Origin of the sequence: Salinibacterium sp. M195 (genome assembly GCF_019443965.1) — a bacterium.
GTDB lineage: Bacteria > Actinomycetota > Actinomycetes > Actinomycetales > Microbacteriaceae > Rhodoglobus.
This window is the reverse complement of record NZ_CP040814.1, coordinates 2029795-2053160: the sequence shown is the minus strand read 5'-3', so window position 1 is coordinate 2053160 and position 23366 is coordinate 2029795. Positions and strand designations below refer to the sequence as shown.

The following is a 23366-nucleotide window of genomic DNA, read 5'->3' as shown; positions in this document are numbered from 1 at the left end:
GCTTGAGGTCATGACTACGCAATTTGTGCACGAGAAAGACTCGAACCGCTACGTGATGACGGTTGATGATGCCCTCGTTGCTGTCGCGGACTACCGCTCGAATGGTGCGTCAATCTCGTTCAACCACACCTATACGCAACCAGAGCATCGAGGCAAAGGCTATGCGGGACAACTCGTTAGATTCGCGATGGATGACGTTGAGTCCAACAGCGAAAAACGCGTTCTGCCGATGTGCTGGTACGTAGCGGAGTGGTTCGACGCAAACCCCGAACGCGCAACGCTGCTTTCTCGTTAGGTCAGGACAGCGGGGCCCAGTTGACTGCGGCAATGGCGATCACAGACGCGAGGCCGACACCGGCGAGAGCGATGAAGCACGCGGCCATGAGGATCAATCGTCGCCGGCGGGCGGCCACGACGAATCGCACAACGATCATCGCCCCATAGAGCACGGCAATGACCGCGATAGTGGCGGTGGCGAGGCCGAGCGGCGGCAACGCAGATAAGGCGACGAGCGTCGCGATGGTGATTGCCGCGAAAAGCGCGCCAACAACGAGCCAACTAGAGCCGGTGGCGGTAGTTAGCGCCGGTTGGTTCCTCATTCGAGTGGGATCGTCACTCATAACGTCAACGTACGCCTCTTTGCGGCACACGTCGACACTGCGGTGAGGACTATTTTTGTCGTTGCAGTTGCACGAGCAACTCGGTGCCGCGTTCATCTAAGATTTTTCCGCCCCAACGTACCCCGACGATCAACAGCCCAGCGCCAAGTCCGATGCCAACGACGAGTGCGCTCCAGCCCAAGAGGGGTTGGTCAATAGCGAACCCGAGGAGCGCCAAGATCATCTCGGGCAGCCCGAGAATCGCGAGCGCCGTCCATGACGCGAACATCGACAGCATCAGGGTGAAGCCTCCTCCCGGGCGTGACTTGAAGGGATTGTCCCCAGGGGCGGGCACCGAGAACGCGAATCGGCCGGAAACGAGTGACGACAACGCGAGCCCCGTTAGTAAGAGTCCTATTGAGATTCCGAGTAACCCAGGCAGTCGCTCCCAACTGGCGCTCACCCACACGCTTGCCACGGTCAAAATGATCGTTACGGGAATAGCGAAAACGGATACCGCGACGACTCTCCCCCACCGGTCTGCTCTCCCGCTAACTCCAGTTTGTAGGTGCAAGCTGAAGGCAGTGTTGTCAAAGGAGACGTCCGTATAAATCGACATTCCCAACAGCACAGCCACGATCGGGCCCACAAAAAGGCAGCCCCGTGAGGTCGCCACTAGCTCCGCTGTAGAAAAAGACCAGAGCAGGGACGAGCGGAACGCTGATGAGCGACTGAGTGTACCGCGGATCTCGAATCCAGTAGGTGAGGGCCCGTGCGGCGACTGCTCCGCTCGGGGTCCCCGGAAAAATCGCGAACCAGCCGAGGCCACGTTTGGTGCCGTTTCCTCCTCGTGAATGGCCCGGTCGTTCAAGTGCCCGATCAAGCGCCCAGCGCCACAAGAGCACTGAAATCGCCAGGGTTGCGATACCGATCAGAGCGTGGAGCGCTGCTTGGCCCGAATTTCCGAGCGCGAGGTCGCCGGGCACCGCCCAGATTGCGCCAAGTGGAGTCCACGCGACAATTGCAGCGATTGTCGGAAAAACGCCCGACATTTCTCGAAAAACAGTGGACAAGCCGAGAATCGCTGGGCCGAGCAAGATCAGTGGGATGAGCACCAATACCGTCTTGGCTTCGCGAGCACGTCGACCGCTCGAGATCCGCACTGTCATCGCAGCGAGCATCCGAGACCCCACAATGCACGTCGCAGCCCCCACTGCACCGCACACGATAGCCACGACAGCGATCAGTGGCGTTTGCCACCAGAGAAGACCCGTCGCGAACGTGACGAGAGTAGTGATGATTCCGGGGACGCCGAGGAGACCACTCACGGCGAGGGCGAGCACCAAGGTATTGATCGGGATGGGAAATGTGGCAAGTTTTGATGGCTCGACGGTTTCGTCGATGCCGGAGCTCAGTAGCGGCAGTAGCGTCCAGCCGAGAACGAGCACAGCGCCACCGAGAACGCTTACCGTGCGCCCGACTTGATCGGTCGCAAAGCTCAAGCTGAAGAGTCCGACGATCGCCAGAAGCAAGAGAAAGAGCGCATAGACAGTGCCGAGGATGACCGCGACCGCTTGCCACGGGCTTCTGCTTAGTCCATTGAGCAGCAGTCTAAATCGCAGCGTTACGAGATGCGCAACCACTCGGGGCCCTTTCCATGGCGGCGCCCGCCCACAAGCTCAACGAACCGATCCTCGAGCGTGGAATCGCCTCGCACTTCGTCGGTGGTTCCCGATGCGAGTACTCGGCCGTCCGCGATCACAGCAACGTGATCGCACATACGTTGAACGAGATCCATGGCATGGCTAGAAACGATCACAGTGCCACCAGACTCGACGAACTCGTGCAAGATGTCCCGAATGTTCGCGCCGGAAACCGGATCGACAGACTCAAAAGGCTCGTCGAGCACAAGCACTTGCGGTGCGTGGATGAGGGCGCACGCGAGCGCGATCTTCTTGGTCATCCCCGCGGAATAGTCGACGACAAGCGTTCCGCTAACAGATTCAAGATCGAACACGTCGAGAAGGTCAGCAGCCCGCTCGGCAACGACGGAACGTTCCATGCCACTCAAGAGCCCGGCGTAGGTCACCAGTTGCAGCCCGGTGAGTCGGTCGAACAGCCGCACCCCGTCGCTCAGCACGCCAATACGCCGTTTCGACTCGACGAGGTTGGTCCACACGTCAAGACCATGCACAGACACTGTGCCGGAATCGGGACGAAGGAGTCCGGTAGCCATCGATAGTGTCGTGGTCTTCCCGGCCCCGTTCGGGCCCACGAGACCAAAGAAGGAACCGCTGGGCACCACGAGATCTACGGAATTCACGGCAAGTTTGTCGCCAAACCTCTTGGTGAGTCCAATAACTTCTAGCGCGGGAGGAGAAAGGGATGTGGGATCGGGCACATCCCTACCCTAAAACCGAAAACGGCTCGCGTGGCATCAACAACCAGAATCTGTGACAGTACCCAGCTACTAGAGTCGACGTGCTGCGTGTTTAGCTCGCGCAACACTCAGAAAAGAAAGGTTGTTATGACGATTACTGCTGCTGCTGATGGGTCTGCACTGGGCAATCCTGGACCCGCAGGATGGGCATGGTACGTCGACGACAACACGTGGGGCGCCGGTGGTTGGAAGCACGCGACCAACAATCAAGGCGAGCTCATGGCGGTATTGCAGCTGTTTCGCTCGACGGCCCATATCGATGAAGATCTGCTGATTCTCTGTGACAGCCAATACGTGATCAACTCTGTGACTAAATGGATGCCGGGCTGGAAGAAAAAGGGGTGGCGCAAAGGCGATGGTAAGCCTGTTATGAACATCGATTTGCTCAAACAGATCGACGAAGCAATTATCGGGCGACGCTATCGATTTGAGTGGGTACGCGGGCACGTTGGCCACCCCCTCAACGAAGCAGCCGATGTTCGGGCGCGCGGCGCTGCAGAAGCCTTTCAACGCGGAGTCGCTTGCCCTCAAGGACCGGGCTACCCTGGTGCTCCAAGGACTAACGCAGCGGACACAAACGCAGCGCTAGGCGAGGCGCCAGGCGCAGCAACCCCAGGAATTGCGCCGCTGTTCTGATTCTTTTTCGCTTGGTCCCTAAGCCGGTGAATAGAAAGCAGCAATCGCGCTGGTGAGCGCGAGCGGATCTGCGACTCCACACATCTCGCGTGCTGAGTGCATCGACAACAGTGGCAGGCCAACATCAATCGTGCGGATACCGAGTCGGGTCGCCGTGATCGGGCCGATCGTTGAACCGCACGGCATGTCGTTATGAGAAACAAATTCTTGATATTCGACCCCCGCTTGGCGGCAAGCGCGTGCCCATTCGGCGGCACCAACACCGTCTGTTGCGTAGCGTTGGTTCGCGTTGATCTTGAGCAGCGGGCCGCCGCCGAGGCGCGGTCGATTCGCCGGGTCGTGGCGTTCAGGGTAGTTCGGATGAGCAGCATGGCCGGCGTCAGATGACAGGCACCAGGATCCAGCTACAGCGCGCATTCGGTCGGTATCTGTGCCCCCAAGCCCTTGACCGATCCGGACAAGAAGATCCGCGAGGAATGGGCCTGCGGCGCCTGAGCGTGTCGCTGAGCCGACTTCTTCGTGGTCGAAGGCAACAAAAACGGGAACGTGATCGAGTCTGGTGGTGAGCCCGATTAGTGCAACCAAGCCGGCGTGAACCGACGAGAGGTTGTCGAGCCGACCGGAAGCAAATAATTTGTCTTCGAGCCCAAAGACTGCGGGCGTGGCGGTGTCCGCAAGGACGATGTCATAGCCGTCAATGTCTGCAGCCTTACGCTTCGAAGACTCGGACGACAAGAGAGCCGCGAGATGTTCGAGAAGGTCGGCATCTGCCGTTTCCCCTAACCCGAGAACCGGGTTCATATGCGCCTGTCGTTTGAGCGTAAGCCCATCGTTGACCTTGCGGTCAAGATGCACCGCGAGCTGAGGGAAACGAAGGAGTGGACCCGTGCGCACTAGTTCGGTGGTTCCGTCGCTGAAGATGATTCGCCCAGCTAGTTCTAGTTCGCGATCGAGCCACGAATTCAGTAGTGGGCCGCCATATACTTCGACACCAGCCTGAAGCATTCCTTCGTTACCCGTGGTTGGTTGCGGTTTTAGCTTGAAGCTCGGAGAATCCGTGTGGGCCCCGAGAATGCGGAACGGTGTTGTCGCGGTTGCCTTAGTCGGCTGAATCCAGGCGGCGATCGCTCCATCACGAATGACGAAGTACTTTGCTGCTTTGCGGGTTCGAGCGCCGTTCCAGTCCTCGGATTCCTGCAGCTCGCTGAAACCGGCCTCGCGCAGGCGGCGGGCCGCTTCGGCTACAGCATGAAACGATGACGGGGATGCCGTAACGAAACTGGCGAGGTCATGGATGTGGTCGAGGGCAGCTGTCATGGATCAATTCTCGCACTGTTAGTTGAGCGTCAGTCTCGCCCGCAACGGAAACAATGGCCCTAGAACCACACGCTTAACCACGGCGCAACTGGTGAATGAAATGTGCGCTCAAGCACCAATGCTGCCCCAGGAGTGAGCTCACGGACGCGGCCGGAAGCGACGAGAGAGTCGACGGCGACTCCCCCAAGATACAAAGAACTAAGTTCGTTGATCGTGAGTGCGACGGCTGCGGCGCCTGAGGGAACTTCATCAACCGGGGTTGCGTGTGCAGCCCCAGCTTCATCGACCTCTAAGAGAAACGTCCCGTGCGCAAATCCCAAGGAATCTGAGATGTCAAAACAAATGCGTGCCGGTGCCTCGTAACGGCGAGCCTGTAGCGCCGCAGGCACGTCGAGAATTCGTAGCCATAAGTGGTCTGTGGGAGTAGCGGTAACGGCGCGCCGGTCAGTCAAATGCCAGAGCAATGGTTCGTCGATCGAGCGTAAATCTGAATTCACCTCGTGCACAAGGTCGACCTCGAGAACGAAACGCCACAGCGCCTCGTAAGCGTCGGAACTTTCGGCGAGCAAGTAGTCCACGGTCAACTTGTGCTTGGTGAAATCGGCGCTGCCACCGGTAACGCGATAGACGACGAACCCTCGTGGCGCGCCAGCCTCATCGTCAAATCTGACGATCCGAGTGTTCTTATTGTGCTCTTCATCGCCCGGAGCGACTCCGGCTATTTGCTCCCAGCGCAGCGGCCAGATCTCAATCTGTCCCGGTGTCGATGTGCGGATGCGTTCGAAGAGTTCCGGAGCCTTATCGCGAAAGTCAGAAGGGGACACGGGCTGCAATCTGCCGGGCCGCTGGTTCGAGGTGAAAGTGGCACGCTTGGCATCGATCGTCAACGCTGAAGCAAACACAGCTGGTCCGAATCCGAATCGTCCGTAGATCGTCGACTCAGAGACCGTGAGCATGGCGAGGGGCAATCCCATAGCGGCGGCTGACTTCAGCTCGCCCTCAAGAAGTGCCCGCGCGATGCCGCGACGCCGATGCGTGGGGGAAACAGTGACAGAACTGATAGCCCAGGCGTCGATGCTGCGACCACCCGGCACCGTCAGCTGTTCAGTCCAGGAACTCGTCGTGGCGACGGGAATCTGTGGTTCGACCAAGGTCTCGTCCCACACCCCGACGGTACGCCGGTAGGCGACCCCCGCAATGGTCGAATCGACCTGCTCCTGTGACATGATGGCGCCGTGAAAACCGCGAGAATCCGCCTGAATCCACTCAGCAAACGATTCACGATCTGACGTATCAACTAGCCCGTAACGCAAGCCACGATCATTCAGCACATTTGCCGATGTTTCATCAACGGGATGGAGCGAAAAGTTGTTGGTCATATGCCAACGGTACCGTGAAATTTATTGGATAAACCAGGGCGGATAGACAGCGACCTTGGTCGAAAACGATGCGGCATCAAGCAACTGCTTAACACGATCACGTGCTCGGTCGCTTGCAACGCCGACGAGTTGCACTTCATCGAACGCAAACGATCCATGGATCAATACTTCGGCGTCATCGGTGAGTTCATCTGCACGAAGATTGCCCAGCATCCGCTTCATCGCGTCTTCGTCTGTGGCAAACCGGGTGAGCGCTGCAGCGGCATCACCATCGGCGAGAACGGCGTCGTTTCCCAACGCTCGAATGGTCGTCACCAAAAATACGAAATCTGTCGAGGAAGCGCTGCGAGCTGCATCGGACCACCGAGGTTCGCTGGCACCATCGCGAAGCTCGCGCCAGACGTTCGACTCGGGAACGAGGCTGAACGGCACATAACGATCAACGGGCTCCCCCGTGCTGAAGATCGCGGTTCCCCGAAGCTCTCGAGTAAGCGTCGAGCTAACGTCTAAGATCGGAGTTTCGATCTGCGACGCAGCAACCAGTTGACCGGTGCGAAGAATGTTCTCTAGATTGCTGATGTGGGTGATGTGGTAGACCCGCTGATCGGCAAGAGCCGGCAATTTATTTGACGACGCGCGTGGCGCGCCAGGAACGCGCTTTGCACGCGACGATGTTGTGGCCCGCGTTACTGGCTTGGCAGGGGCAGCCTTGGGGAAGCAGGAATCGCATAGTTGATTCTGGAAGCCGTGGATGCACTCTGTGCCGCTCATTGGGTCCTCTCTCGGAGTTCAGAAATGACCTCCATACCCAAGGTACGGCAATTATTGATCGTGTATCGCCGCTTCTGCACGGAGAGCTAGTTCTCGGAGGAGTGATTCGTGGCTGGAATCAAAGGTGCGCGGCCCTGTATCAAAGACACAGACGGCGCCGACGATGTCGCCGTTGGGGGCGGAAATCGGATATCCAGCATAGAACCGAATCCGGGGTCCTCTAACAACCCAAGGATGTTCTGAAAAACGTGGGTCGTGCAAGGTGTCTTCAAGAACCACAAGACCGCGCGTAGTGAAGGCTGCGCTACAGAAGGCGCCTGCTTCATCTCGTCGCATGTCGCCAACGCCCGAAGTGGAAGTGAACCAGTGCGCCTCTTGGTTGTGAAAAGTGACCGCTGCACCGCTGGTCCCAAACAACTCACGAGCGGAGTGCATGATTGAGGTCAACGTATTCGAGACTGGGTTCGATGTGAGTGCTGCGCCGTCGAATGGTGCAGCGCGAGGGTTGGCCGCAGCGCCAAATGACGGCCGAACAGCAATGTGGGCGAGACGGGCAGCGATAACAGGAGCTAGCTCACCTGCCCAGTATCGATAAGTGCGGCTCTCGAGCCGAATAGGTGACATCTCTTGAGTCGGCCTTATCGGGACGAAAGTGACGGACACACGCGATCTACACACTTCTTCAGTAATCGCGTTGAGATTCTCGATGTTGAGGTTGACGATTCGCATCAGGGCAGGCGGAAGCGAAAGTATCGCATCTATTGGAGCAATTCCTAAGATGAAGGTGTGCAACGTGCCGCTCCCCCGCTCCTCAACGGTATTGAGGAGCGCTGTCACATCTCGCCGCCATGAAATGCTCGATCGTGCGCGCAGACTGTCAGCTCCACCGAGAGTCAGAACGAGCGCGTCGAACTTCTCTAAACGCGCCCAGCTAATCGCGACACGAGAGTCGCCGGTCGACATCGCCGGGTCAGAAATGATGTCGACGCTGCAGCCGCGTTTGGTCAGGGTGGCGAGTTCGCGGGCAAGGTGGCCGCCCAAACCAAGTTCGTGGGTATCCACGCCGTAACCCGCCGACTTACCTGGACCGAGGAGAAGTACGCGGTCTGGATCTGGCCCGACGGCTTCTGACCGCGGATCATCGCTGGGCACGCTCAAGCCGCTCCACGCTTGCGGAACTACGGCAAGCCACAGCTTGATAATTGGCCACACCAATAGCGCAGCATAGCTACGTAACAATCGTTTCCCACCCGAGTATCCAGACACGGAAACTCTTCAACCTAGGGAGTATAGACGTGAAAACTTATCAATACTAGAAAGGTTGCGGAAAAATACGCGCTATTTGCGAGCCGCTTTGGCTGATCGTTCTGTTTTGATCCGAGCGTTCTCTTCATTGACCGCAGCATGCACCGATCGTTCTTCAACTAGCCACTTGGGCATTTCGACCAGCAACGCCTTAATCTCTGATGTGGTCATCACGTCAGGAGCGCCGGCGCGTGCCAGACCTGACGTCGAAACGCCGAGTTTCTGCGCGACAACCAGCCGAGGATGCGGACCTTCGTTGCGAAGCTGTGTCAACCACTCCGGAGGCGACTCAAGGAGCGCGGTAAATTCTTCGCGGCTAATTTCGGATTCGCGGAACTCTTCGGGAGCGGCTGGCAGGTAAATACCGAGCTTCTTGGCAACTGTCGCGGGCTTCATGGTCTGAACTGGCACGCCCCAAGACTAACCTGAACACATGCCTTCGTCATTCACTGCTGCCTTTGTTCTCGGTGCAACTCCGGGAAAGTGGGCACGAGTGTGGAATGAACGGCTCGCAGATGTGCCTCTGGATCTCGTTTCGAGCGAACAAGCGGACGCCCTCGCAATGTTGCGTAGTGGCGCTGCTGATGTCGCGCTCGTGCGTTTGCCGATCGATCTTGATTTCGATGGTGATCGACCACTAGCGGCAATTCCGCTCTATACGGAACGTGCCGTGGTCGTTGTTCCCAAAGATCATCCGCTCGCTAAATCCGACGTCGTTCGTTTGATGGAACTGAACGATGAAAACGTGGTTACCGATGAATGGCGAGAAGCAACAGAGCTTGTTGCGGCGAACGTCGGGGTGGCGGTAATGCCTCAATCCGTGGCCAGAGCGCTGATGCGTCGCGATGTGGTCGCGAAGATGCTCGACGATGGTCCGCAGTGGCAGGTTGCTATCGCCTGGCGAGATGGATCGGTCGACCCTCATGTCGAAGAATTTATTGGCATCGTTCGTGGGCGTACCGCGCGGAGCTCACGTGGCATGGCAAGCGGTTCAGAATCTGACGAACTCGTCGCAGAGGCTGGCGCGTCCAAGGTGGCCCCCAAAAAACAGCAACAACAGAATCAGTCGAAAACGCGTATCAAGTATCCGCGAGCAAACTCGCGTCGCCCGACTCGCCCGGGCAAACGTCAACCTAAGAAGCGCTAACTCACCGAAGTGCCTCGGCTCACGGCAAGCATGCCTATCCGGAATGAGCTAATCGCTTAAGCGGATCGGCGGAGTTCCTTGGCGACACCTGGTGCGATGAGATCTGCCCATTCGCGATAGCTCTGACGGCCTTCTATTGCCTCGGGATCTTCCGGCTCGGGGGCGAAGTCGATCTGATGTACGCGGTCGCGCTGTCGCACCAGCGACCGAAGTTTGTGGTTGTATTCCGACGTCAGGGATACGAGTCGCCTTTGATAGACGCTGGCAAAACTGGACATTTTTGGTGCAGTGCATTCGAGCACGAATATGTGCGCTTCCGGTGGCAAGTTCCGCTGTACAGAATCGACAAGCTCGCCCATCCTCCGGCCCCAAACCTCGGCAGGGAGAAACGTGAGTAGATCAAAAGTGCCGAAGGAAAGAACTACTGCATCGATTCCCTCCAATGCTGCAGTGCTCAACCGAGACTGCGCCGCTTGTGGTCGCAGTCGTGGCCCCGTCACGGTGGTGACTTCTGTTCCGTGGTTGGTGAGCGCGGTGAGCGACCGCGCGAGCGAGCCGCCGAGTGCTAATTCGTGTGAAGAAACCCCGTACCCGACAACAATGCCGGAACCACACAACAACACACGATCGAGGTGGGGACCAGCGACGGTCACTGGAGGACCAGGCTCTGGCTGAGGCAACCCTCGCCACGAGTGGGGAGAGCTATAGGTCCAGACAGTCATGAATGACTTCATGGCGAGATGTCCTAGGGTGGCGAACATTTCTCGAACTCCGTTTCGGGCAATGTCGGAGTGCGTCGCTGAGGTTATTGCGACGGGTTACCCCGGCGGGAGGGGGCGAGGCTAAGCAAGCGCACTCTAACACCGTTGGAGTTGTGATTCTAGGGTGGAGACACAATAATGATCGCGCTCTCACGGACTAACGTGTGCTGATACTCGCGAACTTACGTATGGCCAATGGCACAAAAATTGCCAGCATAACGACGATCCCGATCAGCACGGTGAGCACAGGATGCTGCTGCGACCACACCTCAGATTGCGCTGAGCCTGGCGGGGTGTTGCCGAAGAGCTCACGGGCGGCCTGCACGAGTGCTGAGACAGGGTTGAGCTCAGCAAATACGCGCAGTGGCCCCGGCAGTGTCTCGGCGGGAACGAACGCGTTTGAAATGAACGTGAGAGGAAAGAGCACCAAAAATGACACGTTGTTGATCACTTCTGGACTGCGCACACTCATCCCGATAAAGGCCATAACCCAGGAGAGCGCGTAGGCAAACAGCAGCAACAAAGCTATTGCGGCGATCGCCTCGAGCGGACTTGAGTTGATGCGCCATCCGACAATGAGACCTGTCGCCATCATCACGATCATCGAGATCGAGTTGATGAGAAGGTCGCCATTGGTGCGACCGACTAGGACCGCGGAAGGGCTCATGGGCAGCGTTCGAAAGCGATCAATAATGCCGTCTTTGAGATCCTGCGCCATTGCCGACCCCGAATAAGTCGAACCAAACACCACGGTCTGCGCAAAGATTCCGGCCATGATGAACTCGGTGTAGGTGCTGCCGGGAATGTCGATGACTCCGGCATAGACATAGGTAAAAAGCAGCACAAACATAATGGGCTGCAGGGTCGTGAACACCAGGATATCGGGCACGCGCTTGATCTTGATGAGGTTACGACGAGTGGTGATCCAGCCGTCATTCAACCAATTCATGACCGGTGAAGAAGCGGCGGGATTGGGCGTTGTTGTTGATGTTGGCGTGGTGGTGGTCATTTCTGTACCTTCTGTGCTGGCGCTGCTGATTCCGTAGCGGTGGTCTCGGCATCCGCCGTGCTTGCCGTGTGGCCAGTGAGCTTCAAGAACACATCATCAAGGGTGGGGCGGCGCATCCCCGCGTCATAGAGCTGGATGCCCCGGCTAGCGAAGTCGGTCAGAATCAGTTGCAGCGCGGCAGGAGCGTCTTCCGCGTTGACGGTCAGACCGCGGCCGTCGAGGCTCACGGTAGGTGCGGTGCTGCCGAAGCGGGTGAGAATCTCGTGGGCGGCGGTCGCATCATCCAGCGACACCAAGCTCACTTCGACTCGCTGTCCACCGATGGATGCCTTGAGTTCGTCAGAGGTTCCCTGAGCGATGACCTTGCCGTCATCGATGACCGAAATGCTGTCAGCGAGTTGGTCGGCTTCTTCGAGGTATTGGGTAGTGAGGAGCACAGTGGTGCCCTCCCCCACGAGTGTGGTGATGACGTCCCACATGCCCAAGCGACTGCGCGGATCGAGCCCCGTGGTCGGCTCATCCAAAAAGAGCACCGGGGGTCGCATAACGAGGGCGCCGGCGAGGTCGATGCGTCGCCTCATGCCACCAGAGAACCCCTTGACCGGGCGGTTTTGAGCTTCGGCGAGGTCAAAAAGGTTGATGAGCTCGCGTGCTCGCTCTCGAGACTGCTTCGCACCGAGGTGGTACAGGCGGCCGACCATGTCGAGGTTTTCGAAACCCGTAAGGTTTTCATCGACGGCAGCGTACTGACCGGACACGCCGATCATGGGCCGGATGCGTTCAGGGGACGCGATGACATCAATACCGTTGATGGTTGCCGACCCTGAATCGGGCCGGATGAGAGTGGTGAGCACCTTCACGGTGGTGGTCTTGCCAGCACCATTGGGGCCGAGAAGTGCCGTCACTGTGCCCTGAGGTACCTCAAGATTGAGGCCGTCGAGAGCATGCACCGGGGCGGCGCCTTTGGGCGTATACGTTTTCTTGAGGTCTACTGCTTCGATATAACTCACGCAGCAACGTTAAGTCATGGGTACGACATCGTAAAGACACGCCGATGGATGTCGTACGCAATTGACACACTCGAACATATGTTCGAACATAAACAGGTGCCTCCTGTCTCCGCTCACGCTATTTCAGCAACCGCTGAAGCACTTTCGAGCGAGCCCTCTGGCAGTACAGCATCTGGGAATACAACATCTCGCAGCGCGGCTTGTGACAGTGAACCTTCCCCCAGCATGACTCCTGTTCGCGCAACGCCAGACCGGGTAGCAGAATTGCAGTCACGCATCAGCCAAATGCAGTCGCGTACGCTGAACACAAAACTCATTCCGACCCACCCTGCAATAGGACAGCTATTGCCCGGTGGCGGGTTGCAGCAGGGCACCGTCTATTCGATAGACAAGTCGATGATGCTGCTGATGACATTGCTCGCGGCACCATCGGCAGCAGGCTCATGGTGCGCCATTATTGGGGTGCCCGAATTTGGCATCGAAGCTGCCGCACGTTTCGGGGTTGATCTTGAACGGTTAGTACTGGTTCCCCATCCTGGTGATCAGTGGCTGGCCGTTACCGCAGCTATCGCAGATGTAGTCGACGTTGTGGTTGCTCGGGCGCCCACTCGCGCCTCCGATTCAGCTGTTTCTCGGCTCGCGTCACGACTAAGGCAGCGCAAATCTACGTTGCTCATGATGGGATCGTGGCCACAAAGCGAGGCGATGCTATCGCTGGGCGAGAGTCGGTGGCACGGAATCGGAGCTGGTCACGGTCATTTAGCAGCACGTGAGGTGACGGTAACCGTCACGAGCAAAAGCGCCGCGCGACCTCGCAGCGCACGATTGTGGTTGCCTGACTCTTCCGAAAATGTTCGTGTTTACCGTGATCATGAGACTCCTAAGCCTGCATTGACGGTTCTACCAGAGCTGACAGTTCTGCCAGAGTTAGTTTCGTTGCCGCATCGAGTGTCGGCATGACCTCCGCATTCTCCTCCGCATTCTCCTCGGCATCGCCACCCGAGGCCCCTCCGGCAGCGCACGCACCTCCCTCTAATCCTCTTCCCCGCGTCCTGGTGCTGTGGTGTCCTGATTGGCCGGTGGTTGCCGCTAGACAACACGAGAAGCTGCCGTCAGATGTTCCGCTCGTGCTTATCGAGAAAGGTCTCGTTTTTGCGGCGTCTGCTTCGGCTCGTGCGGAAGGCATAAGTCGAGGGTTGAGGCTGCGAGAGGCGCAATCAAGGTTCCCTGGGCTTATCGACCGCGCTTACGATCCTGCTCTTGATAGTCGAGCATTCGAGCCCGTTATTGCTGGTATTGAAGAACTCATCCCCGGCGTGCAGCTTCTCCGACCGGGAATGTGTGCTGTGCGGGTGCGCGGTGCTGCCCAGTATTACGGTGGCGAAAAGGCTGCTGCACTCACCGTCATCGATCGGGTAAACGAGATTTCGACATCAGACGCACGAGTGGGCATTGCTGATGCTCTCTTCACTGCGGTACAGGCTGCGCGCAGCACCGTTGGTGCCGACCCACGGTCTCGTTCTGGGCAGGCGCGGATTGTTCCGGTCGGTAGAGCTGCCCAGTTTCTGGAGGTGCTCCCCATCTCCGTTCTTGACGAGCCTCAGATCGCCACGTTGCTCATAAAACTCGGTATTTCCACTCTGGGTGATTTTGCGCAGCTGGGGCATACCGATGTGCGCACTCGTTTCGGCGAGCTTGGCGCACGATTGCATTCGTTGGCTAGCGGCCGTGACCCTCAAACTTTTATCGCGCGTACGCCCCCACTCGATCTCGATGTGGTTATCGATTTCGAGCCAGCGCTCGACAGAGTCGATCAGGTTGCCTTCGGCGTTCGTAGTCGAGCCGATGACTTTATTGACGCACTAGTGCGGGCCCAATTGGTCGCCACAGCGATTCGTGTCGAACTTGATTCTGAGTCTGGCGAGATTGCAGAACGGGTGTGGTTGCATCCGCGGTCGTTTTCTTCGACCGATGTTGTTGATCGGGTTCGTTGGCAAGTGCAAGGCTCGAACCTTATTGAGGCAGGACTGAGTTCCGGGATCAGTCGGGTTCGCATTGTTCCCGAAACGGTAGAGGCGATCGGCAATCACGAAACGGGGCTGTGGGGGTCTGGGCTTGAGCCGCGCATCCACCACGGCCTCTCTCGAGTGCAAAGCATGCTCGGGCATGGCGCAGTGCTCATGCCAACGTTGCAGGGTGGGCGCACGCTTCAGTCCCGTCAGCAGCTCACGGCGTGGGGTGACCGCAGCCTGAGCGAGCGTTCTGCGCAACGTCCCTGGCCGGGAGCATTGCCCGCTCCTCTGCCGGGAACAGTTTTTTCGTCGCGCCATGCCGTTCACGTTTTTGCTCACGATGGCAGCACTGTTTCGGTGGATGAGCGTGGTCAGGTGGCGGCAGCACCCACGAGTTTCGCTACTAGTGATTCCCGTTCCCGCGCGCTCACGGCGTGGGCTGGCCCGTGGCCTCTGGCTGAGCGGTGGTGGGAGGCCGGAACAACGGGCCCATCGTGGCGTTTTCAGGCGGTCGACGATACCGGGTGCGCATGGTTGCTGGTGCTTGATGATGGCGGCTGGTGGGCCGAAGCGAGGTACGACTAATGGGAATGAGATTGTTGGGGGCGGCTCATGGCTTGGTCTAACCCCCCGATTCCGTGGCGCCAGCTCGAGCGCACACTGTCAGGCTTTGGGGTCGTTACCCCCATCGGCGAGGCCGGTGACGGTCGTGCTCTGTCTTTGGTATCCAGCAAGCGGGCACCTTATGTCGCGCCGAAGACTCCACCAGAAGTGCAGTCAGAAGAGCAACAGGTTGGGTCGCCGAACGACGCGGAGGCAGCATCCGCCCCCACCACTGCTGTGGTGCCGTACGCCGAGCTCCATGCGCACTCGAGCTTCAGTTTTCTTGACGGCGCGAGCATGCCAGAGAAACTCGCAGAAGAAGCTGCACGTTTAGGCCTGACCGCTCTGGCTCTTACCGACCACGATGGGCTGTATGGCATTGTGCGGATGGCGGAAGCTGCTGCCGAATTGGGCCTCTCGACCCTGTTCGGCGCTGAACTTTCTCTGGGCCTGACGGGCCCGCAAGCAGGCAATGCTGATCCTGAGGGTGACCACCTGCTGGTACTCGCTCGCAAAGAGCAGGGGTATCACCGGCTGGCGCTGGCTATTACGCGCGCTCAACTCGCCGGAGGCGAAAAGGGCCGACCGCAGTATGACCTGCAGGAGCTGGCTGAACTAGCTGAAGGTGACTGGTTTGTGTTGACCGGATGCCGCAAGGGTGCTGTGCGTCGAGCGCTCTACGGTACACAACCTAATTCGGCCCCCACACGGGAGTCGATGGTGGCTGCAGGAAAAGAGCTTGACCGCTTGAGTGAGTTTTTTGGCCACGAAGCGGTCATTGTTGAGCTCTTTGATCAGGGCTATCCCCTCGATTCTGCATACAACGATGCCCTCTATTCTCTTGCCGTTGATCGTGGCCTTCGTGTGGTTGCGACGTCAAATGCTCATTACGCAACGCCCCGCCAGCACCACTTGCATTCGGCAATTTCTGCTGTGCGGGCTCGCCGCAGTCTTGATGAGATGGATGGCTGGCTTCCGGCTGCCGGCTCCGCTCATTTGAGGTCGGGGGCTGAGATGGCTGCACGTTTCGCTCGCTATCCGGGTGCAGTAGCGGCGACGGTTGATATTGCGAACGAGGCTGCTTTCGAACTGCGACAGGCAAAACCGGCCCTTCCTGATCAGGACGTTCCCGTGGGGCACACGCCGGTGAGCTGGCTGCGCGAATTGACCTGGGCGGGGGTTGCTGACCGCAAGATTGATCTCTCTGAAGAGAATCGTGCCCGTATCCAGCGTGAACTTGATGTGATCGAAGAGAAAAACTTTGCGGGCTATTTCCTTATCGTGCACGACATCGTGGCGTTTGCGCGTGGTCGGGGAATCTTGTGTCAGGGCCGCGGCTCGGCAGCCAGTTCGGTGGTCTGTTATCTCCTCAAGATCACGGCGGTAGATCCTCTTCGCTACAAACTTCCGTTTGAGCGGTTTATCTCGGCGATGCGTGAAGAAGAACCCGACATCGATGTCGACTTCGATTCTGAACGTCGAGAAGAGGTCATTCAATATGTCTTCGAACGTTACGGCCGTGAAAATGCGGCCCAGGTGGCTAACGTCATTCAGTACCGCCCGCGATTTGCGGTGCGCGATATGGCGAAAGCGCTCGGCTACAGCGCTGGCCAGCAGGATGCGTGGTCGAAACAGATGGAACGGTGGGGTTCTGAAGTTTCCGGCATAGACCACGACATCCCCGATTCGGTCTTAGACCTTGCCCAGCAGGTGATGAAGTTTCCGCGGCATCTTGGCATCCATTCGGGCGGAATGGTGTTGACACAACGTCCGGTCGGTGAGGTGGTGCCGATCGAACATGCGCGCAAAGAAAAGCGCACAGTCGTGCAGTGGGATAAGGATGACTGTGCGTGGATGGGGCTGGTCAAGTTTGATCTGCTCGGCCTCGGCATCCTTTCGGCGATGCAGTACAGCTTCGACCTCGTCGATGAGGCTTTGGGCGAACGTTGGGATCTCGCGACAATTCCCGCCGAAGAACAGGGTGTTTATGACCAGCTGTGTCGAGCGGATGCCGTTGGTGTTTTCCAGGTAGAGAGTCGCGCCCAAATGGGGTTGCTCCCGCGTCTGCAACCGCGCGAGTTATATCACCTCGTTGTCGAGATTGCCCTCGTGCGGCCCGGACCGATTCAGGGTGGCGCCGTTCATCCCTACGTACGTCGAAAAATGGGTGCCGACCCCATTACGTACTTGCATCCCAACCTGGTCGAGCCGCTTGAGCGCACTTTGGGCGTACCCATCTTTCAGGAGCAGCTGATGCAGATTGCGGTGGCGGTTGGCGGCTGCTCGGCAGACGATGCTGACTTGCTGCGGCGAGCTATGGGGTCTAAACGTGGCATCGAACGCATCGACAAGTTGCGGTCAAAACTTTATGCGGGCATGGCAAGCAACGGAATTGTTGGCGAGGATGCCGACCGCATTTACGAAAGTATCCAAGCGTTCGCCGGTTTTGGTTTTGCCGAAAGCCATGCCCTCAGCTTCGGCCTGCTCGTTTATGCCAGTGCCTGGATTCGGCTGCATTACCCTGCAGCTTTCCTCGCGGCCCTGTTGCGGGCGCAACCCATGGGTTTTTACTCGCCGCAGACGTTGGTGGCGGATGCGCGCCGTCATGGTGTGCAGGTGCGTGGCCCTGACATCCAACGTTCGGGAGTTTTTGCTGTACTCGAGCAGCACTCCACAAGCACAGCGCCTACCGGAGACCCTCGCTGTGTGGATCACGAGCAGCCTCCGGTTGGCCCTTTTGATCGCGCTGCTCATTTCGATACGGATGATCATCGACGCGATGGTGCCTTTGCTGTGCGTCTTGGTTTAGATGAGGTGAAGGGCATTGGCACGGCTATCGCCGAGAAGCTTGTGGCAGAGCGTGGTTCGGGCGAGTTTCTGTCGATGAATGACGTGGTGCGCCGTGTCGGGCTCACCACGAAGCAACTCGAGGCGTTGGCGGCGGCAGGCGCCTTTGAATCTTTGGGACTCACGCGGAGAGAGGCGCTCTGGAACGCGGGCAATGCTGCTCACGACCGAGAAGAGTATTTGCCCGACAGTATGGTGACGGTTCAGCCGCCGCTATTTTCGTTGGCGACCGAGTTCGACCAGTTGATGGCTGATCTCTGGTCGACAGGGATTTCTCCAGAAAGTCATCCGGTGGCGCACATTCGCCCAGCGCTGACACACCGCGGAGTTCTGTCTGCTGCTGACCTCACGGTTACTGAGTCTGGCCGACGTATTGAGATCGGTGGCGTTGTTACTCACCGGCAGCGCCCGGCAACAGCCAGCGGAATTACTTTTATGAATATTGAGGATGAGACGGGGCTGATCAACGTAATCTGCAGCGTGGGCGTGTGGGGCCGGTACCGCCGGGTCGCCCGTGACAGCGCCGCACTCATCGTTCGCGGCATTGTTGAGCGGTCCGCGGATGGGGTCATCAACGTGCTCGCCGACCGTTTCGAACCGCTTTCGGGACTCCCCCGCACGCAATCTCGTGATTTTCAGTAGGAGCAAGTTCATTACCGTTGTGTGAACTTAATGAAATTCATGACACATGCAGCGCCATACTGATATAGCCTTATGGAATCGTTCATGTTCTATACAAGGCATGGATGCGGCCTCGACTGTCGGGGCCTGATAGAAACGCTCCTGGAGGAGTTTTAAATGGCACTAGGTACCGTCAAGTGGTTCAACGCAGAAAAGGGCTTTGGCTTCATCGCCCCCGAGGACGGAAGTCCTGATGTGTTCGCCCACTACTCGGCCATCGCAACAAATGGCTACAAGTCGCTCGACGAGAACCAAAAGGTTGAGTTTGACATCACACAGGGTCCCAAGGGACCCCAGGCGGAGAACATCCGCCCCATCTGATCTTGATAGTTCAGTAACGAAGACGCCCTCGGTCCTATACCGGGGGCGTTTTCTTGTTAACCGGTAGAGCACGCGCCCAGCAGTTGGGCGAAGTCTAAGACTGCGGCCGCTCTAGGGGTGTGTGTTTTTGCTCAAATAGTCAATGCGGGTTTGCAGTTGCGTCACTGTCGCCTGAGCGACAGCCGGCCCGCCACACACTCGTCGCAGCTCTGCGTGAATGAGCCCATGTGGCTCGTTAGCGAGCTTCGCGCGACGACCCACGAGGTTATTCAACAAAGTTCGTTGCTCCTTGAGGGTGCGATACAGCGGCTGCGGCTGGTCTGCTTTTGGTTTGTTTTCCGCACGGCGGGATTGACGCTTTTGACGTTGCAGCAGCAATTCGCGTACTTGTTCCGGCTCCAAGATGCCCGGTAGGCCGATGAAATCCAGTTCTTCATCGCTGCCAGTCTCGGCGGCAAAGCCGAACTCGTTACCGTCGAAGAGCACCCGGTCGAAGTTCGCATCAGACTCCAGTGCTTCCCAGATGAACTCGTCGGCAAGTTCATCGCTCGTCTTCTCTTCGCGATTCTCGCTATCAAGGAGACTGTCGTCGAGGAGATCATCATCTTTCTCGCTGTCACGATCGAGCGCGTGATCGCGCTCTATTTCAAGTTTTTCCGCAAGAAGCATGAGTGACGGCACGCTCGGCAAGAAGATTGACGCGGTTTCGCCCCGCCGCCTTACGCGCACGAATCGGCCAACGGCCTGCGCAAAATAGAGCGGAGTCGATGCTGAAGTTGCATACACTCCGACGGCAAGCCGAGGCACGTCTACACCTTCAGAAACCATCCGCACCGCGACCATCCACCGGCTGTCACTCGAAGCAAATTGCTCGATTCGCGCGGAAGATTCCTTCTCATCGGAGAGCACGATCGTTGCCGACTCCCCCGTGATCTCTTTGATGAGGCCCGCATAAGCGCGCGCGGCGAGCTGATCAGTAGCAATAACGAGCCCACCGGCATCCGGAATGGAGTGTCGCACCTCGCTGAGGCGACGATCGGCGGCTCGGAGCACTGCCGGCATCCATTCGCCCTTGGGGTCTAACGCGGTACGCCACGCTTGCGAGGTCACATCTTTCGTGTCGCCTTCGCCAAGGCGGGCTTCCATTTCGTCGCCCATGCGGGTTCTCCACCGCATTTTGCCGGCGTAAGCCATGAACATAACCGGGCGAACGACACCATCAGCGAGAGCACGACCGTAGCCGTAGCTGTAATCCGTTACGGAGGTGCGGATGCCCTTGCCGTCAGGAGCGTAGGTGACGAAGGGGATGGGGGCCGTGTCACTGCGGAAAGGTGTTCCTGTGAGGGACAGTCGGCGGGTTGCGCGACCGAATGCTTGGTGAATTGCGTCGCCCCAGCTGAGAGCGTCGCCGCCATGGTGGACTTCGTCGAGGATCACGAGAGTTCGTGCGGAATCGGTGATCTCTTGGTGGAGGGACGCTTTCATGGCGACTTGCGCATAAGTGACGGCGATTCCATTGAACCGGCGCCCGCCCCACGCGTCGCCGTTGGAGAATCCGGGGTTAAGGCGCAATCCGACGCGATCGGCGGCATCTGCCCATTGACGCTTGAGGTGATCAGTGGGGGCGACGACCGTGACACGGTCGATGACGCGGCGGGCAATGAGTTCAACTGCCAGGCGTAGCGCAAAAGTGGTTTTGCCAGCGCCAGGCGTTGCTGCGGCGAGAAAGTCTTTCGGTTCGCGCTCGAAATAGAGATCGAGGGCTTCTGCCTGCCACGCACGCAATTTGGATGCGGTGCCACGGGCGGCGCGTTCGGGATACGACGGTGAGAGGTGTTCTGCCGCAAACGTGCCTACGGTAGGGCCAGGCAATGGAGTGCTCACTTGAAAAGACTTTACCGTTTCTCGCTGGTGTAGGTGATCGATGGTGCGGAGTTTCGCCGTTGGCGAAGGCTAATCGCGTTGACCAAGCCGAGGACGTTCGGAGCGTTCTGTTCCGAGCAAACGGGCTGGGCCAACAGCACCGCTTCCGAATCGTGCGGATGCCGCCTCCATCGCTTCCTCGGCATCGCGCCAGCCATCTGTGGTGTCCCAGAGGCTGACGAGGGTTCCGCCGGGGTCACCAAGTTGCTCGGCTCGCACCCCAACGAGCCGCACCGGGCGGCCCTCTCCCGCAAACTCGTCGTAGATCCCGCGCACGGTCTCATAAAGGGTGCGCCCCAAGTCGGTCGGCTCGGGGAGTTTGCGCGACCGGGTAACGGTACTGAAATCTTCAAACCGCAGTTTGAGCACTACTGTGCGAGCGACCATGCCGGAAGCCCGCAGGCGAATGGCAACCTTTCCGGAGAGTCGCAGGAGTTCTCTGCGGATCTCATCGCCGTCGAGCACGTCATATTCGAACGTTGTCTCATGGCCAATGCTCTTCTCGGCTGGCCGCTCGGAGACCTCACGCACATCGTTACCCCATGCCAAGTTATGCAGCTTAACCGCGCCCGACTCCCCTACAGCGCGCGTGAGGGATTCACGATCGGCGTGTGCAATGTCGGCGATCGTGGAAAATCCGCGTTGTCGAAGCGTTTCTTCAGTTTTTGCTCCGACACCCCACAGCGCCGAAATCGGTAGTGGATGAAGAAACTCCACGGTCTTGTCGCCAGGAATCACCAAAAGCCCGTCAGGCTTCGATAAACCCGATGCAACTTTGGCGACGTACTTGGATGCTGCGGCACCCACAGAACATACGAGGCCAGTCTCGGTGAACACTCGCGCCCGAAGCAAAGCCGCAACCTCCTTGGGAGACCCGTAAATGGCGCGGGCGCCAGCGACATCCAGAAAGGCCTCGTCAATGCCTAAGCGCTCGACTTTAGGGGTGAGCTCATCACAGATCTCAAAAACTCGTGACGAGAAGTATTGATAGCGCTCGAAGTGCGGCTCGAGCACGATGGCGTTGGGGCAGCGACGGAGCGCAAGGGCCATTGGCATTGCAGAGTTCACCCCATATTTGCGAGCTTCGTACGTTGCCGCAGTTACGACGGAACGAGTCGATTTGTGGCCGACGATTACCGGCTTGCCAATGAGTTCTGGATGATCGAGCAACTCGACTGAGGCGAAGAAGGCGTCCATGTCTACATGCAGGATGGTTGCAGTGCTGTCATCGACGTCTATGGCGGAAACGTGCCGCGTCAATCCGTCTTGCTTGCCCATGCCTCTATTGTCTCAGGTGCCTCCGACGACGCAGGGACGATCGTTCCGGAGCCAATGTCAAAGCAGCATGCTGTGCCAGGCGCTCGTTAAACGAAACAGGCGGCACACCGTAGTGTGCCGCCTGCTGCGTTGGTAAAGAGTTAGCGACGTGAGCCGCGCGTGACTAGTCCGTAGATGAACAGCACGAGCACTGAACCGGCGATGGCTACGAGCCACGTCTCGATGGAGAAGAAGTCTTCGAGACCAATCCCGAAGATCGCACCTCCGACGAATCCACCAACAAGTGCACCAACAACACCAAGGATCAGTGTCGCGATCCAACCGCCGCCTTGGCGTCCTGGCAGAATTGCCTTAGCGATTGCGCCGGCGATGAGTCCCAGTACGATCCAACCAATGATTCCCATTGTGTGTTCTCCAAACGGTGGTTATGTCGTCTTCGGTGTGAAGACGTCAACAAACATAATCTGCACCCCATCTGGGGGTCAAAGCAATACAGCGGGCTCTCAGGAATCACACGGGTTTCGCACAGACACGATCTGAGGCAAGCTAGAGAGATGCAAGAACTACATCCGTGGACGCGATACGTCGCGATCGGTGACTCATTTACCGAAGGCATCGGAGACCCCGAGCCAGAATCCCCCGGCGGCAATCGGGGCTGGGCAGACCGCGTAGCCGAGGTGCTTGGACACAACAAGGACGACTTCGCCTACGCAAACCTCGCGATCCGAGGGCGCCTTTTGAACCAGATTCATACCGAACAGCTTGAGCCCGCTTTAGAGCTCAAGCCTGACCTCATTAGCGTTTCTGCTGGTGGCAACGACATCATGCGTCCCGGTTCAGACCCTGACGAAGTCGCAGTGCGAGTCGAGGCACTTGTGGCAGGATTGCGTCGCGATGGGGCCACGGTGATTCTGTTCACAGGGCCAGATATCGGGATGACGCCAGTCCTTAACCGGGTTCGTGGCAAAGTTGCGATCTATAACGAGAACATTCGCGCAATTGCCCAGCATCAGGATGCCGTTGTCGCTGACATGTGGTCGTTGCGTGAGCTCTCTGATTCTCGAATGTGGGCACCGGACCGATTACATTTCTCAGCGGTCGGACACCACACTGTCGCTCGTATGGTTCTCGATGCCCTCAACGTTTCTAACGAACTTGAGCCTTTTAGCCCAGAGCCTCTCCCCCCGCGACGGTGGCGTCAGGCGCGCGTCGAAGACATGGGCTGGGCGCGAGAGTACCTCGTGCCGTGGGTGCTGCGTCGTGTTCGGCATCAGTCTTCCGGCGACAATGTCACGCCAAAGCGACCTGGTTTTTAGAGATACAACGC

General features: G+C 58.3%; 22 protein-coding genes and 1 pseudogene. 8 read left to right on the top strand and 15 right to left on the bottom strand.

Annotated features, from left to right (window positions below):
- The first annotated feature begins 10 nt into the window (after window positions 1-10).
- Window positions 11-295: a GNAT family N-acetyltransferase gene (locus tag FFT87_RS09790; protein ID WP_255559196.1), complete on the top strand. Its 285-nt coding sequence runs from the start codon at window positions 11-13 to the stop codon at window positions 293-295.
- A 1-nt stretch (window position 296) separates the two neighbouring features.
- On the opposite strand, the gene FFT87_RS09785 is transcribed toward FFT87_RS09790, so the two are convergent.
- From FFT87_RS09785 to FFT87_RS09770, 4 genes are all read right to left on the bottom strand, one after another.
- Window positions 297-620: a hypothetical protein gene (locus FFT87_RS09785; RefSeq protein WP_219948550.1), complete on the bottom strand. Its 324-nt coding sequence runs from the start codon at window positions 618-620 to the stop codon at window positions 297-299.
- A 49-nt stretch (window positions 621-669) separates the two neighbouring features.
- A complete protein-coding gene (locus tag FFT87_RS09780; RefSeq protein WP_219948549.1) occupies window positions 670-1077 on the bottom strand; it encodes a hypothetical protein in 408 nt (135 codons plus the stop codon).
- A gap of 112 nt (window positions 1078-1189) precedes the next feature.
- Complete coding sequence (locus FFT87_RS09775; protein ID WP_219948548.1) at window positions 1190-2242, bottom strand: hypothetical protein; 1053 nt, start codon at window positions 2240-2242, stop codon at window positions 1190-1192.
- A complete protein-coding gene (locus tag FFT87_RS09770) occupies window positions 2224-3000 on the bottom strand; it encodes an ABC transporter ATP-binding protein (RefSeq protein WP_219948547.1) in 777 nt (258 codons plus the stop codon). The genes FFT87_RS09775 and FFT87_RS09770 overlap by 19 nt, the downstream gene beginning before the upstream one ends.
- A gap of 126 nt (window positions 3001-3126) precedes the next feature.
- Between FFT87_RS09770 and FFT87_RS09765 the strand changes: the two are divergent.
- Window positions 3127-3621: pseudogene (locus tag FFT87_RS09765) on the top strand (RNase H family protein); the annotation flags it as partial.
- A gap of 72 nt (window positions 3622-3693) precedes the next feature.
- Here FFT87_RS09765 and FFT87_RS09760 read toward each other — a convergent pair.
- From FFT87_RS09760 to FFT87_RS09740, 5 genes are all read right to left on the bottom strand, one after another.
- A complete protein-coding gene (locus tag FFT87_RS09760) occupies window positions 3694-4992 on the bottom strand; it encodes a M18 family aminopeptidase (RefSeq protein WP_219948546.1) in 1299 nt (432 codons plus the stop codon).
- A gap of 59 nt (window positions 4993-5051) precedes the next feature.
- Window positions 5052-6371, bottom strand: a complete 1320-nt coding sequence (locus FFT87_RS09755; protein WP_219948545.1) for a GNAT family N-acetyltransferase — start codon at window positions 6369-6371, stop codon at window positions 5052-5054.
- A gap of 21 nt (window positions 6372-6392) precedes the next feature.
- Complete coding sequence (locus FFT87_RS09750) at window positions 6393-7142, bottom strand: DarT ssDNA thymidine ADP-ribosyltransferase family protein (RefSeq protein ID WP_255559177.1); 750 nt, start codon at window positions 7140-7142, stop codon at window positions 6393-6395.
- Between the two features lie 51 nt (window positions 7143-7193).
- The gene (locus FFT87_RS09745) at window positions 7194-8354 is read right to left on the bottom strand and encodes a GAF domain-containing protein (RefSeq protein WP_255560143.1); all 1161 of its coding nucleotides are present in this window, start codon (window positions 8352-8354) and stop codon (window positions 7194-7196) included.
- A gap of 126 nt (window positions 8355-8480) precedes the next feature.
- Window positions 8481-8843 carry a DUF5997 family protein gene (locus FFT87_RS09740; protein ID WP_219950778.1) on the bottom strand — a complete coding sequence of 121 codons (363 nt, stop codon included), beginning with the start codon at window positions 8841-8843 and terminating at the stop codon, window positions 8481-8483.
- 37 nt (window positions 8844-8880) lie between these two features.
- On the opposite strand from FFT87_RS09740, the gene FFT87_RS09735 reads away from it, so the two are divergent.
- Window positions 8881-9594, top strand: coding sequence for a LysR family transcriptional regulator substrate-binding protein (locus tag FFT87_RS09735; protein WP_219948544.1), 714 nt, complete (start codon window positions 8881-8883; stop codon window positions 9592-9594).
- Between the two features lie 56 nt (window positions 9595-9650).
- Here the strand turns inward: FFT87_RS09735 and FFT87_RS09730 are convergent, their stop codons facing one another.
- The 3 genes from FFT87_RS09730 to FFT87_RS09720 all read right to left on the bottom strand — a co-directional run bounded on the left by FFT87_RS09730 (window position 9651) and on the right by FFT87_RS09720 (window position 12374).
- Entirely contained in the window at window positions 9651-10355 is a 705-nt protein-coding gene (locus FFT87_RS09730) for a GDSL-type esterase/lipase family protein (RefSeq protein ID WP_219948543.1), read from the bottom strand.
- A 157-nt stretch (window positions 10356-10512) separates the two neighbouring features.
- A complete protein-coding gene (locus tag FFT87_RS09725; protein WP_370628548.1) occupies window positions 10513-11364 on the bottom strand; it encodes an ABC transporter permease in 852 nt (283 codons plus the stop codon).
- Window positions 11361-12374, bottom strand: a complete 1014-nt coding sequence (locus tag FFT87_RS09720; RefSeq protein WP_219948542.1) for an ATP-binding cassette domain-containing protein — start codon at window positions 12372-12374, stop codon at window positions 11361-11363. The genes FFT87_RS09725 and FFT87_RS09720 overlap by 4 nt, the downstream gene beginning before the upstream one ends.
- A gap of 225 nt (window positions 12375-12599) precedes the next feature.
- On the opposite strand from FFT87_RS09720, the gene FFT87_RS09715 reads away from it, so the two are divergent.
- The 4 genes from FFT87_RS09715 (at window position 12600) to FFT87_RS09700 (ending at window position 18838) form a co-directional block, all read left to right on the top strand.
- A complete protein-coding gene (locus tag FFT87_RS09715; protein WP_255559173.1) occupies window positions 12600-13334 on the top strand; it encodes a hypothetical protein in 735 nt (244 codons plus the stop codon).
- Window positions 13331-14971 (top strand): DNA polymerase Y family protein, encoded by a 1641-nt coding sequence (locus FFT87_RS09710; protein WP_219948540.1) that lies wholly within the window; start codon window positions 13331-13333, stop codon window positions 14969-14971. Before FFT87_RS09715 ends, FFT87_RS09710 begins: the two co-directional genes overlap by 4 nt.
- A gap of 27 nt (window positions 14972-14998) precedes the next feature.
- Window positions 14999-18478 (top strand): error-prone DNA polymerase, encoded by a 3480-nt coding sequence (locus FFT87_RS09705; RefSeq protein WP_219948539.1) that lies wholly within the window; start codon window positions 14999-15001, stop codon window positions 18476-18478.
- 156 nt (window positions 18479-18634) lie between these two features.
- Window positions 18635-18838, top strand: a complete 204-nt coding sequence (locus FFT87_RS09700; RefSeq protein ID WP_009772173.1) for a cold-shock protein — start codon at window positions 18635-18637, stop codon at window positions 18836-18838.
- 111 nt (window positions 18839-18949) lie between these two features.
- On the opposite strand, the gene FFT87_RS09695 is transcribed toward FFT87_RS09700, so the two are convergent.
- The 3 genes from FFT87_RS09695 to FFT87_RS09685 all read right to left on the bottom strand — a co-directional run bounded on the left by FFT87_RS09695 (window position 18950) and on the right by FFT87_RS09685 (window position 22443).
- The gene (locus FFT87_RS09695) at window positions 18950-20722 is read right to left on the bottom strand and encodes a DEAD/DEAH box helicase (protein WP_219948538.1); all 1773 of its coding nucleotides are present in this window, start codon (window positions 20720-20722) and stop codon (window positions 18950-18952) included.
- Between the two features lie 69 nt (window positions 20723-20791).
- Window positions 20792-22039 (bottom strand): DNA polymerase IV, encoded by a 1248-nt coding sequence (gene dinB, locus FFT87_RS09690; protein WP_219948537.1) that lies wholly within the window; start codon window positions 22037-22039, stop codon window positions 20792-20794.
- A gap of 140 nt (window positions 22040-22179) precedes the next feature.
- Window positions 22180-22443 carry a GlsB/YeaQ/YmgE family stress response membrane protein gene (locus FFT87_RS09685; protein ID WP_219948536.1) on the bottom strand — a complete coding sequence of 88 codons (264 nt, stop codon included), beginning with the start codon at window positions 22441-22443 and terminating at the stop codon, window positions 22180-22182.
- Window positions 22444-22593: 150 nt separating this feature from the next.
- Between FFT87_RS09685 and FFT87_RS09680 the strand changes: the two genes are divergently transcribed.
- A complete protein-coding gene (locus FFT87_RS09680; protein WP_219948535.1) occupies window positions 22594-23355 on the top strand; it encodes an SGNH/GDSL hydrolase family protein in 762 nt (253 codons plus the stop codon).
- The last annotated feature ends 11 nt before the right edge of the window (window positions 23356-23366 follow it).